The sequence below is a fragment of the Streptomyces filipinensis genome, from assembly GCF_014649495.1.
In the GTDB taxonomy this organism is placed as follows: domain Bacteria; phylum Actinomycetota; class Actinomycetes; order Streptomycetales; family Streptomycetaceae; genus Streptomyces; species Streptomyces filipinensis.
Map to the genome: position 1 here is coordinate 19,816 of NZ_BMTD01000007.1, position 12,217 is coordinate 32,032.

Sequence of the window (12,217 nt, forward strand, 5' to 3'; positions counted from 1 at the left end):
CGTACGGCTCACCCGGCGCCCGCCCCGACCGCCTGGCCGTCAGGTCCAGGCGCTCCGGTACGACTCGTCCAGCAGCTGGAAGACCGGCTCGCCGCGCACCGGATCCTGGGCGGTGGACAGCCGGACCCGGTCACCGCTGTGGATGCCGACCGGCGGACCCATGACCCGGCCCCGTACGACGAACCCCTCGGCCATCTCTATCAGCGAGACGTTGCGGGCCGCGGGCGTGTTGCGGTGCACCACGGTGGAGTGCCGGACCGTCCCGACGCCCTCGCTGCGCTCCGTGCACAGCTCGCTGCCCTGGCACACCGGACACAGCAGCCGGTGGTACATCGCGGTGCCGCACCAGGTGCACCGCTGGAAGACGATGGCGTCCCTGGGGTCCGCGGAGACGGGATCGAGCACACCCGCCGCGGAGCCGGCCGCCGGATGCGAAGCGTTTGCTGAGTGGTGGTACACGCTGGTCAACTCCCTGCGCTCGGCCGGAATCCCGCGTGTCCGGCGCGCACCGGGCACACGCGTGCGCGGTGGCCGTGCCGCCGTGCACGCCGACAGAGTATGGCACTGAGTGTCACTCGTAAAGGCACTCCGTACCCCTTTTTGGCGAGCGCGAGCCTCGTCAGCAGCGACCGAGCGCCGTCTCCAGCTCCTGCACCACCCGCCACAGCGGGGCGTCCCGGCGGGAGACCAGCACCACCACGTCCTCGCCGGGGCCGGCCGGTTCGCCGGCCGTCACCGCGGCGGCCCGGACGGGCGACGCGCCGGGCTCGGTGCCGCGCCCGAACGCCTTCTGCACATACCCCAGCGCATGGTCCACCGCCGCGCCCGCGTCACCCAGGCCGTCCGAACGCAGCCAGGAGCGCAGCGCGTTGTTGTGCGCGGCGACCACCGCGGCCGCGACGACGTCCGCGCGCAGCGTTCCGTCGGGCCGCCCCGCGAACCGCCCGCGCAGGTACTCGGCGAGCGCGCGCTCGTAGCGCCACACCACCGACAGTTCGTAGGCGCGCAGGCCCGGCACCTGCTTGGTGAGGCGGTAGCGCTGCACGGAGAAGGTGGGGTTCTCCGCGTACATCCCCAGCACCAGACGGGCCGCGTCGCACACCCGCCGCACCGGTTCGTGCTCCTCGCCGCCCGCGGCCAGGAAGGCGGTCATGTCGGCCAGACAGCGCTCGTGGTCGGGGAAGACCACGTCCTCCTTGGAGGGGAAGTAGCGGAAGAACGAACGCCGGCCGACCCCGGCGAGGGCCGCGATGTCGTCCACGGTGGTCTGCTCGTACCCGCGTTCCAGGAAGAGCTGGAAGGCCGCCGCGACGAGGGCCTCCCGCATCGGCGGCTTCGCGGCCGGCGCCGCGCTGCTGGAGCTCATGGAGGGGAACGTAGCACCCGGACGGGTCGGGTGACACTCAGTGCAGTCTGAGTGGGCTTATGGGGGAACTGAGTGCTTTGGTGGCGGCCCCGGGAGCGATCCGTCCGCGGCGGCCTCGCCCGCCTTCGTGCCGAGGAACGGTGGGCGGCGGGCCTCCGGCACGGCAGCGGGACCCCGCCCGACATGGCCGCGCACCCTGCGACGTAACCTTTCTCCACCGTGCCGGGACCGGTCCGCGCCGGCAGGCGGCCCCGCCTCCCGGCCCCGGACGGCCGGCCGCCCCGACACCGGCGCACCGCCCGAGGAGACGCCCCATGCCCGCCGCCCGCCCCCGCCTGCTCTACGTCACCGACCTGGCGTACGAGGCCCGCGGGCGCCGCTACTGCGACGAGGACATCTTCCTCACCTCCCGGCTGCGCGACCGCTTCGACCTCGCCCTGTGCCATCCGCGGGACGCCGCGGCGCTGCTGGACGGGTTCGACGCCGTGGTCGTCCGCAACAGCGGCCCCGTCCTCGGCCACCAGAGCGCGTACGACGCCTTCCGCACGCGGGCGCTCGGCACCGGCACGCGCGTGTACAACCCGCTCACCGGCAAGGCGGACATGGCCGGCAAGCAGTACCTGCTCGATCTGAGCGCCGCCGGCTTCCCCGTCATCCCGACGGTCGGCCGCGCCGAGGACCTGCACCTGCTGCCCGCCGCCGAGCGGTACGTCGTCAAGCCGATGCTCGGCGCGGACTCCCTCGGCCTGCGGATCGTCCCCGCCGGCCAGGTCGCCGCGCTCGCCACCGGGCAGGTGCTGATCCAGCCCTGCGTCGACTTCGTCCACGAGGTGTCCTTCTACTTCGTCGACGACGACTTCCAGTACGCCCTGTACGCCCCCGACCCGCAGCGCCGCTGGGAGCTCGAACCCTATGCGGCCACCGCCGCCGACCTGGAGTTCGCGCGCCGTTTCATCGACTGGAACGACCTCGGCACCGGCATCCAGCGCGTCGACGCCTGCCGCACCCGCGACGGCGGCCTCCTGCTGGTCGAACTGGAGGACCTGAACCCCTACCTGTCCCTCCAGGCCCTGCCGGAGGAGCCCAGGGAGGCCTTCGTCACCGCGTTCACGGCGTCCCTGAGCCGGTTCGTGCAGGGAGTGCTCAGCCCAGCCTGACGGTGACCCGCCGGTGGCCCCGGCCGTACCCGCCGGGTCGCCGAGGGCCGGTGCCGGCGCGGCCCCGACGGCCGACGAGCCGGCTCTTGAACGGGGTCGCCGTCCGCGCCGTATCTGAGCACGGGGAGCTCGTGAGTCCCGTCCGCCGGGACGGAAGGAGAGCCAGGTGCCGACACCGCCCGATCCTCGACGGCCGCATCCCGGACCGGTCCTGGAACCCGTCCGGGTCCTGCGGACCCGCCGCTTCGACGCCCTCGCGGAGCTGATGCGCGAGATGGAGACCGCCCCGGCGCGGACAGCGCACACCGAGGAGGCGGAGACGCAGGAACTGCCGCCCGTACCGCCCGCCACCGCCCCTTCCGGCGCCGTCGGACGGCGCCGCGGTGTGCGCCCGCCGGTCGTCGCCGGTGCCGTGGCCGCCGCCGCCCTCCTCGGCTTCGGCTGCGCCCTGCTGCTCCCCTCCGCCCGGGAGGCCGCCGCGACCGCACGGCCGTCCCGGCCGGCGACCACCGCGGCACCGCCCGCCACCACACCGGCGACGGCCCCCACCCCGTCCCTCGCGCCCCCCGCCGCCACCGCCGACCCGGACGGCCCAGGCACCCTCCGCCAGGGCGACACCGGCCCCGAGGTCACCGATCTGCAGCAGCGCCTGCTGCGCGTCCCGGACGTCTACCGCGACGGCTCCACCAGCGGCACCTTTGACGCCACCCTCACCGCGGCCGTGGCCCGCTTCCAGCTCTGGTACGGCATCAGTGGTGACGAGACCGGGGTCTATGGCGACGACACGCGCCGCGCGCTTGAGTCGCGCACCGGCTCCGGCGACGATGCGTGAGCGGCACGCGGGGAACACCGGGGAGGCGCGGGCCGGGCCCGGGTCTTTCCGGGTGAGGCCAGAGGCGGGCAGGAGCGGCGGACGGGAGCGTGGTGGATGACGGACGTGGGCGGTACGGCGAGCGGCGGCAGGGCGGACGGCAGGGCGGACGCGGCCGGCGGCGCCGGCACGGTGAACGGCGGTCCGGCGGACGGCGGGCCCGGCACGGCCGGCATGGACGGCTTCTTCGACCGGCTGGACCCCGACATGTGCGTGGTCACCGCCATGGCCGACGGCGAGCGGGCGGGGTGCCTGGTCGGCTTCGCCTCGCAGTGCTCCATCCGGCCGCCCCGGTTCACCGTCTGGCTGTCCAAGGCCAACCACACCTACCGGGTCGCCCGGGCCGCACAGCACCTCGCCGTCCACCTGCTCACCCGTGACCAGCGAGACCTCGCGGAACTCTTCGGCGGCAGTACCGGCGACGAGATCGACAAGTTCGTGCACCTGGCCTGGGCCGAGGGGCACGGCGGCGCGGTGGTCCTGCGGGACGCGGCGGCCTGGTTCGTGGGCACCATCCTGCACCGCACCGACGGCGGCGACCATGTCGGCTTCGTCCTGGACCCGGTGGAGTGGGGTCAGGGGCGGGAGGGACCGTTGCTGCGGCTGTCCGACGCGGCCGGCATCGCCGCCGGTCACCCCGTGGACTGAGCGGATTCGAACGCCGGGCAACACTTCAGAAAAGTTGGCGGCGGACGCGGCGGGCCGGGCCCATGCTGGTCAGCCCGCGGCCGACGGCCGCGTGCTCCGCCGCACCACGACCGAAGGCCAGCCCGATGACCGGCTCCCGCATCCCGGGCCTGCTCGTGCCCGCTGTCTTCCTGCTGGCCCTGGTCGTCGGCGTGTGCTGGTACTGGCGGCACCGGGGCGAGGACGAGGACGACGACTGACGCCGGCTGCGCCGCCCCGACACGGGCACCGGGCCGCCGCGCCGGCAGATCCCGCGCCTACGCGTCCGCCCCGTCGGCCGTGCCCTCCGAGCCCTCCAGCGGCATCCTGATGTCCACCACGCACACGTCGTCCCGCCGCTCGTCCGCGAGCATCGTGGCGAGCAGCGTCTCCAGGGAGTCCGTTGCGCCGCAGCCATGGGTGCGCACCGCCTCGGCCAGCCGGTCCAGGCCCGCATCGAGGCTCTCGCCGGGGCGTTCGACCAGGCCGTCGGTGTACAGCAGCAGCCGGTCCCCGGGTTCCAGACGGAGTTCCGCCGACTCGTAGGCGGGGGCCGCGGTCGCGCCGAGCAGGATGCCGCCGGGCCGGTCGAGGTAGCGCACCTCGCCCCGGCGCACGAGCAGCGGCGGCAGATGGCCGGCCTGCGCCCAGGCGAGGACGTGCCGGCCGGGGTTGTAGCGGGCGAGGACCAAGGTGGCGGTGCTCTGGTTGTCGCGGGAGTGCAGCAGCAGGTAGTTGAGCCGCGCCAGCGCCCCGGTCAGCGAGGAGCCGGTGGTGACCATGCCCTTGGCGGTGAACCGGAGCTGGGCCATCGTGGCCACGGCGTCGATGCCATGGCCCGCCACGTCCCCGACCACGAACAACGCGTCGTCGTCGGGCAGTTCGATGGCGCTGAACCAGTCGCCGCCGACGTGTATGCCGGACTGCGCCGGCAGGTACGCGACCTCGACGCGCAGCCCGGCCAGCCGCACCGGCTTGACCGGCAGCGGCAGCAGGGCGTGCTGCAGCCGGGCGGCCAGAGCCCGCTCGGCCTGCAGGATCCCGCGCTGCAGAAGCATCGCGCGCTCGCTCTCGACGAGCGCCAGTTCCGCGCTGCGCTGCGGGGTGAGGTCCTGGACGAAGCCGTGCACCTCGACGGCGGTGCCGTCCGGCGCGGTGACGGCCTCCGCGACGAGCCGCAGGTGCCGGACACCCTCGGGTGTGTCGATACGGAACGGCATGTCGAACGGCCGGGCGTGGCGGATCAGTTCGGCGATCGCGTGGGTGAGCGGCCCCGCGTCCTCGGGCAGGGCCAGGTCCGGCAGCCGTTCGAGGCCGAGCGGCTGCTGCCCGCCGGGCCGGCCGAGAACGGCGTACGCCTGCTCGGACCAGGAGATCTCCTGGGTGAGCAGGTTCCAGTTGGCCCAGCCGAGGTTGCCGAGCCGCTGGACGTCGGACAGGCGCTGCTCCTGCCGGTCCGCGGTGTCGTGCCGCAGCCAGGTCACCAGCAGCCCGTCGCCCAGCGGCGCGGCCCGCACCGAGTAGGTGGCGGCCAGGGGCACCTCGCCGACCGCGTCCTGGTAGACGAACGGCTCGCTCTCGAACGGCACGCCCGTGTGCAGGGCCTGGAGGTAGCCGTGCCACAGCGGCTCGCCGGCGACGGACGGGTAGCTCTCCAGGACCTGTCTGCCGACCATTTCCCGGCCGGTGCGGCCGAACACGTCGACCGCCTCCGAGGTGGCGGCCTCGATCCGGTAGTCCTCCACCTCGCCCGAGGCGGCGCGCAGCGGGGTCAGCAGGATCGCCGCGCCCGGCAGCGCGTCGAACACCGACTGCACGGTCTGGGCGACGCCGTCACCGGTGTGTTCCTGGGAGGTGTCGAAGGCGCGCAGCCGGCCCGCGCACAGCCGGGCCACGGCCCGCAGCAGCTCGCGTTGCCGCGGTGCGAACGGTCCGCCGCGCCGGCACAGCACACCGAGGGCGACGCTTGCCGTGTCCCCGGCCGGCACGGGCAGCCAGGCCCGGCTGGGCCACCGTTCCGGGGCCTGCCCGAGCAGCAGGAACCGGTCGCTCTCCGCTTCGAGGTCCTCCAGCCACCGCGGCTCGCCGGACCGCAGGGCGTCGAGCGGGACCACTCCGCTCACCGGGGGCACGAACCGCCACTGCGCGGCGAGGGTGGCGTCGATGCCCGCGTGCCCGATCAGTTCCAGCCCGTCCTCGGGCAGCCGCTCGTACAGCATCACGGCGTCGGCGTCCGTCTCGGGCGCGAGGTGGTCGAGCAGGCACTGGGCCAGTTCGTGCGGCGTGCCGACCCGGACCAGGTCCCGGCCGATGTGCGCGAGTATCTTCGCCAGTTCCACCGTGCCGGTGGGCGCGACGTCCCAGGATCCGGCGGAGCGCGTTCCGGCGGGGGCCGTCGGTGCGGCGGGGGGCTGCCCTTTCGGCGGCAGCAGGGCGCCGAGGGTGAGCCAGCACTGTTCGAGGAGCGTGCGGTTGCCGTCCTGGGCGCGCTGCAGCAGCTCGTCGTGCGCGGCTTCCGGGGTGCACCCGGCGACGGCCATCAGCACGCCCTTGGCCCGCTCCAGGACCGCCGAGGTGGCGGCCAGGTCCCGAAGTCGTTCCATCTCCGCGCGCTGCCGGGCCACGACCTTCGCCAACGCTGCAAGATCTGCGCCGGCCGGGTCCAGCGGGTGCACGGGCTCGCTCGTCACGCGACGAGCATGGCACATGCGGAGCCGTTCGATCACTCGTCTGCCGGGTCGGGATTCATATGAGCTGTGCACGAACTTCTTGCAAGGGGTTCACACCAGCCCCTGCCCGGGGCGCCGGGCGGCACCGCGGACCGTTCGCGCGCGGGGAGTGCTGCGCCGAGCCGTTGACCGGCGGGATCGCCGGCCGGGCCGGCGGATCAGCGGCCCGCGCCCCGTGCGGCCAGGGCCTCGCTGACCGCGCGGACGCTGCGCGCGATGTGCTGGAGCTGCAGGACCTCGGCGGCGTACAGCTTGATCGTGTGCTCGATGACCGACTCGGGCAGTCCGAGCATCGGCAGCTCGGCCCGTGCGGTCTGCAGCGCGGTGCGGGCCACCCGGATCTCCTGCTGGACCTGCAGCTGCGCGTGCCGGGCGAGCAGGACGGGGTGGCGGATGAGCGCCGGATAGCTGGCGTAGCGCGCGGGGATCAGCTCGCGCAGCCACTTGGCCGCCGAGCGCTCCCAGTCGTACGAGCCCGGCGTCTTGACCTGGCAGGGCCAGTCTGAGCTGATACGGATGCTGGTCAGAGTCATGATCATCGCTTCCGGTGGGCGGCGTCGTGAGGGTGGTCCGACGGGTGCGGGGCGGCCCCGGTCTAGGGGATGACCGGGGCCGCCACGGGCGCGTCGTGCAGACGAAGCGCCCCGGCGCACCCCCGGCGCCGACGTGGGTAGGGGACGGCGGCTGGGGGTGTCCGTGCGGGGGCCCCGGGCGTCGGGATCCCGCGCTGCGTGGGGACGTGCGTACGCATGGGCGGTCCGTCGGCTTTCTCGGGGCGGTGTGCGAGCGGTGAGTCCGCGGGTGCGGACCGTCCCCGGAGCGGGCCGGGCGCGATCCGTGAGCAGTATTTATATATGCCGACTGCTTTGCAAGACGTATGAAAACATTCATGCGTGATTTGTCGTGGATGATCCCTGTCCAGGGCACGGAAGACCGCAGGATTTTCACGAGCGCGGCATGCGGACGCGCCAACCTGCCGGAATCAGTCCTTCATGAAGAACTGGTGCTGCTCGGACAGCTGCTCGTACTTCTCCAGACGGGCCTGGGTGCGCTCCGGATCGGCGTCGGTCATGGCCTGCAGCAGCGCGGCGGCCAGCACGCCCGGCGCGGCGTAGGAGTCGAACACCAGCCGTGAGCCGGTACCGGTGGCGAAGGTGACGTCGGCCTCGTCGGCCAGCGGCCCCAGCGCCAGGTCCGTCACCAGGGCGACCTTCAGCCCGGCCCCGCGCGCCACCCGGACCGCCTGCAGCGTCTCCCCGGAGTGCCGGGGCATGGCGAAGGCGAGCACCCAGGTGCCGCCGGCCTCGCGGCACTGCAGCAGCGCGTCGTAGGCCACGCTGCCGCCCCGGGTGACCAGGCGGACGTCGGGGTGGATCCGGCGGGCGGCGTAGCCGAAGTACTCGGCCAGCGACTCCGAGATGCGCAGGCCCAGCACGGTCAGCGGAGTGGACCGGGACAGCGCCCGGCCGACCTGGATCACCCGGTCGGGGTCGGCGAAGTCGCGCCGCAGGTTCTCCAGGTTCTCGATCTCGGCGTCGACGGCCGCCTGCAGTTCGTTGGCCCGGTTCTCCTCGCCCGGGCCGCCGGCCAGGGTGCTCAGCGCGATCGACTGGAGCCTCTCGCGCAGCGCGGGATAGCCGCTGAAGCCGACGGCGGCGGCGAAGCGGGTGACGGAGGGCTGACTGACCCCGACCCGGTCGGCCAGTTCGGTGATGGACAGGAACGCGGCCTCGGTGATGTGCTCGATCAGGTACTGGGCGATGCGCCGCTGTCCCGGCGACAGGCGCGGGCCGTCGAAGAGTTCCCTGAGCCGGGAGGTCGGTGCGGCCTCGGTCTCGGGCCCGGCCTTGCCCGAGGTGATCGCTGACGCCTGTGCGCGGGCCTGCTGCGGCGAGGGCACCGGTCCGTCTCCTTTGTCTGCCACAAGCACTCAACATAGCTCACAGACCGTGCTGAACAGGGGCTGAGCAGGAGGTTTCAGCGCCGGAAGAGGCTGATCGAACGGCCCACCGCACCGGCCGGCCGGCTGCTGGCGACCAGCTCGGCGAGCCGTCCGTGCGCCTTGGCGAGCGCGGAGTCAGACACCACCAGCAGCCCGTGCACCCGCACCGGCGGCACCGTACGCGGATCGGCGGCGTGGATGCCGTAGTACGACGGCACACCGCTGCCCTTGTACACCAGCCACACCCGCTCGCCCGGATACCGCTGCCGGAGCCGGTCGGCGAGCCGGCCCAGGTCCTGGCCCCAGTCCACGTTGGAGTCGTGCAGCAGCCGATGGGTGTGCGCCGGGCCGCCGAACGCCTCGTTGGAGTACGGCAGGTAGTACGGGAACGTCCGCGCCGAGCTCACGGCCGTGAACAGCACCAGCGCGGCCGCGGCCGCCGCCGTCCACCGCCGGGCGGGCCGTGGCACACAGGCCGCCGCCACCGCGAGGAACATCGGCACGAACAGCGCGTACCTCGTCCCGAAGTCCCGTGACCCCGTCATGGCCGCCGCGAGCAGCACCCCGGGCGGCAGCAGCAGGTGGGGCGCGGCGGGCCGCAACCGCCGCAGCGCCACGACCGTCACGGCACCGGCCGCGCCCAGCCCCAGCAGCCCGAGGGGTGTCTTCACCAGCAGGGCGGCCGGCAGGTAGTACCAGAGCGCGCCGGTGTACAGGTGCCCGAACAGAAAGCCCTGCCACGGCTGGTCCTCCAGCGCGAACTGCACCCGCATTCCGGCCCGGTACGCGTCCGGCACCGGCAGCAGGTCCACCAGGCGCCCGCGCAGCCCGTGCAGGGCCGGCACCGGCTCGGCGGGGGTGAACCGCAGACGCGGATCGACGGCCAGGTACACGGCCCAGACGACACCGACGGCCACCAGCGCCACGACGCCCGCCCCGGCGATCGCCGACAGCGGTTTCCGGCACCGGCCGCCGACGAGAGCGGACAACGCTTTCTGCCGCCTTCCGCCGACCGGCCCGGCGAGCAGGCGCAGGACACCGTGCGGGCGAGCGCCGCGCGCCCCCGCGAGGAAGGGGATGGGGGTGCGGCGGCGCGCGGCGGCCGGGCCCGCGAGGGCGATGGGCGCGTCCCGTGTGCCCGGCCGGACCTCTCGCCCCGGACCCGTGCCGGCGTCCGCCGGGGAGGCCGGTCGTCTCGCGCCCGTGCTCGCGGCGGGCCCACCCCTCGCCGCGCCCTTCGGGCCCCGGCCCGCGGCGAGCACGGACAGGGCGGCGAGGCCCATCAGTGCCGGTACCGCGGGCAGGGCGCTCATCTTGGTGGCCACGGCCGCGCCGAGACAGGCGCCGGCGAGGGGCAGATACCGCAGGGGCCGGCGCCGGGCCCGCCACACCAGCCAGGCCGACGTCAGCACGAACCCGGCCATCGGCACGTCCAGCGTCGCCAGCGAACCGTGCGCGATCAGGTCGGGCGAGAAGGCGTACAGCGCGAGCGCCACCAGACCGCCCGCCGTGCCCGCGAGATCACGGGCGAACGCGAACGCGACCAGCCCGAACAGCAGCGTCAGCGCGATCACCGGCAGCCGCGCCCACAGCATCACACGCCAGGGGTCGTTGCCCGACGCGTACAGCAGATGCCGGCCCACGTCCCCCTGGGTGCCGGTGTACGACGGGTCGTAGTGCGGGCGGGCCACCGCCACACCGGCCGCGATCAGCAGTTTGCCGAGCGGCGGGTGCTCGGGGTTGTAGCGGATCCGGTGCTCGTGCAGATAGTCCGTGGCCGTCGCCACGTACACCGGCTCGTCGATGGTCGGGGTCTGCTCGACGGCCGTGGTGACCATCGCCGCGGCCATCTGCGCGAGCAGCAGCGCGGCCAGCAGGGGCACCAGCCACCGCCGGTGGCGGCGCAGCCGGACGTACCGGCGGCCGGGGGCCGGCCGTGGCGGCCCCTCGGCGGGGGTCGTCCGGGTGAGGACCGGGTACTGTGCGCGCGCCATCATCCGCCCCGCGGTGGCACCGGCCGAGGGGCGGCGGGAACGTGCGCGGGCCGGATCATGGCCCTACTGTCGCACCGCTCCCGCCACCGGCGGCGTCACCGCTTCACGAGTCGTACCGGCAGACCTTCTGCCGTGTACACGGGTACGGCCCGCAGCCGGTGGGAGTTCACCGCGATCCGGCTGAACCGCCCGCGCAGCCGGGGAACGTCCGGCACCGGCAGGACGCCGCCCTCCGCCGGCGGCCGCTCGGCGACGGCACCCGCCTGTGGTGACGGTCGCCGTGGAGCGGCTCGCCGGGGCGCCCTCCCTGCTGTCCGGGCTGCCGTACGCGGCCGACGACGGCGACCGGGTGCGCCGTACCGCCGAGGGCGAGGTCACCTCGGCAGGCGGTCCGCGCCTCACCCACCCCGCGGGCCGCGGGCCCGACCACTTCGACTCCGGCGCCGAACTCACCCAGGAACAGGCCGCGTTCGCGCTCGCCGCCGACCCGCGCGGCTACGGCGACCCCGACGAGGGCTGGGGCCACCTGGTCTCCTCCACCGCCCTGGAGGCCGACCCGGCCCCGGGCGCACCGGAGGGGCCGCACCTGTTCGCCGTGCGCTTCGGACCCGGCGGCGCCTTCACGCCCGCCTTCGCTCACGACCGGCAGGGCCTGACGCTGCGCACCGAGGCGTTCGTCGCGGTGGTGGGAGAGCCGGGAGGCGAGGCCCGACCGCGGCTGCACGGCAGAGGCCGCCGGGCGCCGCGACAGGAGGTGCCGCGCGGTGCCGTCCGCGGGTCCGTCGCGGCGGGTCGCGCCCGCGCGGCGGAGCCGGGTGCCGTCACCGCCCCGCGCGCCTAGAGGGGCGCCCAGGTGGCGGACACCACCAGGTCCGCCCGGCCCCTGGTCGCCGCGACCAGGTCGGCGTTGCGCTGGTCCGTGCCCCGCACCCAGGCCACGGCCGCCGCGTGGTCCTTGCCGAACTCCTCGTGCCGGGCGACCAGCCGGCGGATCCGCTCGTCCTCGTCCGACTCGCAGAACCACGCCTCGTCCAGACAGGTCCGCACCCGCGCCCACGAACCCTCCGCCAGCAGCAGGTAGTTGCCCTCGGTCACCACCAGCCGGGCCGCCGGCGGCACCGGGATCGCGCCCGCGATCGGCTGCTCCAGCACCCGCTCGAACCCGGGCGCGTACACCACCTCGTCGGGGTCCTCGCGCAACCGCCGCAACAGCGCGGCGTACCCCGCCGCGTCGAACGTGTCCGGTGCCCCCTTGCGGTCCCGGCGGCCGAGCCGGTCCAGTTCGGCGTCGGCGAGGTGGAAGCCGTCCATCGGGACGTGCGCCGCCCAGGGCGGCCCGCCGGCGTTCAGGGCGCGCACCAGATGTTCGGCGAGGGTCGTCTTGCCGGCCCCGGGGCTGCCCGCGATGCCGAGCACGGCGCGTCGGCCGTCCCGGGGGAGTGCGCGGGCGCGGTCGAGGAGGTCGTCGAAGGTCAGCGGCACACAGCACAGT

General features: G+C 74.6%; 10 protein-coding genes and 1 pseudogene. 4 read left to right on the forward strand and 7 right to left on the reverse strand.

Annotated features, from left to right (window positions below):
• Window positions 1-39 precede the first annotated feature (39 nt).
• Both IE244_RS17365 and IE244_RS17370 read right to left on the reverse strand, forming a co-directional pair.
• On the reverse strand, window positions 40-459 hold the full coding sequence (locus tag IE244_RS17365) for a Zn-ribbon domain-containing OB-fold protein (RefSeq protein ID WP_191874431.1): 420 nt from the start codon (window positions 457-459) through the stop codon (window positions 40-42).
• A 160-nt stretch (window positions 460-619) separates the two neighbouring features.
• The gene (locus tag IE244_RS17370; RefSeq protein ID WP_191874432.1) at window positions 620-1,366 is read right to left on the reverse strand and encodes a TetR family transcriptional regulator; all 747 of its coding nucleotides are present in this window, start codon (window positions 1,364-1,366) and stop codon (window positions 620-622) included.
• A 314-nt stretch (window positions 1,367-1,680) separates the two neighbouring features.
• Here IE244_RS17370 and IE244_RS17375 point away from each other — a divergent pair, with 314 nt between their 5' ends.
• From IE244_RS17375 to IE244_RS17385, 3 genes are all read left to right on the forward strand, one after another.
• Complete coding sequence (locus tag IE244_RS17375; RefSeq protein ID WP_191874433.1) at window positions 1,681-2,523, forward strand: ATP-grasp domain-containing protein; 843 nt, start codon at window positions 1,681-1,683, stop codon at window positions 2,521-2,523.
• Between the two features lie 166 nt (window positions 2,524-2,689).
• Window positions 2,690-3,355: a peptidoglycan-binding domain-containing protein gene (locus IE244_RS17380; protein WP_191874434.1), complete on the forward strand. Its 666-nt coding sequence runs from the start codon at window positions 2,690-2,692 to the stop codon at window positions 3,353-3,355.
• Between the two features lie 213 nt (window positions 3,356-3,568).
• The gene (locus IE244_RS17385) at window positions 3,569-4,042 is read left to right on the forward strand and encodes a flavin reductase family protein (protein ID WP_191874693.1); all 474 of its coding nucleotides are present in this window, start codon (window positions 3,569-3,571) and stop codon (window positions 4,040-4,042) included.
• A gap of 296 nt (window positions 4,043-4,338) precedes the next feature.
• Here the strand turns inward: IE244_RS17385 and IE244_RS17390 are convergent, their stop codons facing one another.
• From IE244_RS17390 to IE244_RS17405, 4 genes are all read right to left on the reverse strand, one after another.
• Window positions 4,339-6,768 (reverse strand): SpoIIE family protein phosphatase, encoded by a 2,430-nt coding sequence (locus IE244_RS17390; protein ID WP_191874435.1) that lies wholly within the window; start codon window positions 6,766-6,768, stop codon window positions 4,339-4,341.
• 179 nt (window positions 6,769-6,947) lie between these two features.
• The gene (locus tag IE244_RS17395; RefSeq protein ID WP_031170029.1) at window positions 6,948-7,328 is read right to left on the reverse strand and encodes a hypothetical protein; all 381 of its coding nucleotides are present in this window, start codon (window positions 7,326-7,328) and stop codon (window positions 6,948-6,950) included.
• A gap of 443 nt (window positions 7,329-7,771) precedes the next feature.
• The gene (locus IE244_RS17400) at window positions 7,772-8,689 is read right to left on the reverse strand and encodes a MurR/RpiR family transcriptional regulator (RefSeq protein ID WP_191874436.1); all 918 of its coding nucleotides are present in this window, start codon (window positions 8,687-8,689) and stop codon (window positions 7,772-7,774) included.
• Window positions 8,690-8,766: 77 nt separating this feature from the next.
• Entirely contained in the window at window positions 8,767-10,728 is a 1,962-nt protein-coding gene (locus tag IE244_RS17405; protein ID WP_191874437.1) for a phospholipid carrier-dependent glycosyltransferase, read from the reverse strand.
• Window positions 10,729-10,976: 248 nt separating this feature from the next.
• Between IE244_RS17405 and IE244_RS17410 the strand changes: the two are divergent.
• Window positions 10,977-11,434, forward strand: a pseudogene (locus tag IE244_RS17410) (hypothetical protein); the annotation flags it as partial.
• 128 nt (window positions 11,435-11,562) lie between these two features.
• Here IE244_RS17410 and IE244_RS17415 read toward each other — a convergent pair.
• Window positions 11,563-12,207: a nucleoside/nucleotide kinase family protein gene (locus IE244_RS17415; RefSeq protein WP_191874438.1), complete on the reverse strand. Its 645-nt coding sequence runs from the start codon at window positions 12,205-12,207 to the stop codon at window positions 11,563-11,565.
• Between the last annotated feature and the right edge of the window lie 10 nt (window positions 12,208-12,217).

What these genes read in the sequence shown, in the direction of transcription:
- IE244_RS17395 (WP_031170029.1), bottom strand. Translation starts at nt 7,328, where the DNA reads ATGATCATGACTCTGACCAGCATCCGTATCAGCTCAGACTGGCCCTGC.
- IE244_RS17405 (WP_191874437.1), bottom strand. Translation starts at nt 10,728, where the DNA reads ATGATGGCGCGCGCACAGTACCCGGTCCTCACCCGGACGACCCCCGCC.
- IE244_RS17385 (WP_191874693.1), top strand. Translation starts at nt 3,569, where the DNA reads ATGGACGGCTTCTTCGACCGGCTGGACCCCGACATGTGCGTGGTCACC.
- IE244_RS17390 (WP_191874435.1), bottom strand. Translation starts at nt 6,768, where the DNA reads ATGTGCCATGCTCGTCGCGTGACGAGCGAGCCCGTGCACCCGCTGGAC.
- IE244_RS17370 (WP_191874432.1), bottom strand. Translation starts at nt 1,366, where the DNA reads ATGAGCTCCAGCAGCGCGGCGCCGGCCGCGAAGCCGCCGATGCGGGAG.
- IE244_RS17375 (WP_191874433.1), top strand. Translation starts at nt 1,681, where the DNA reads ATGCCCGCCGCCCGCCCCCGCCTGCTCTACGTCACCGACCTGGCGTAC.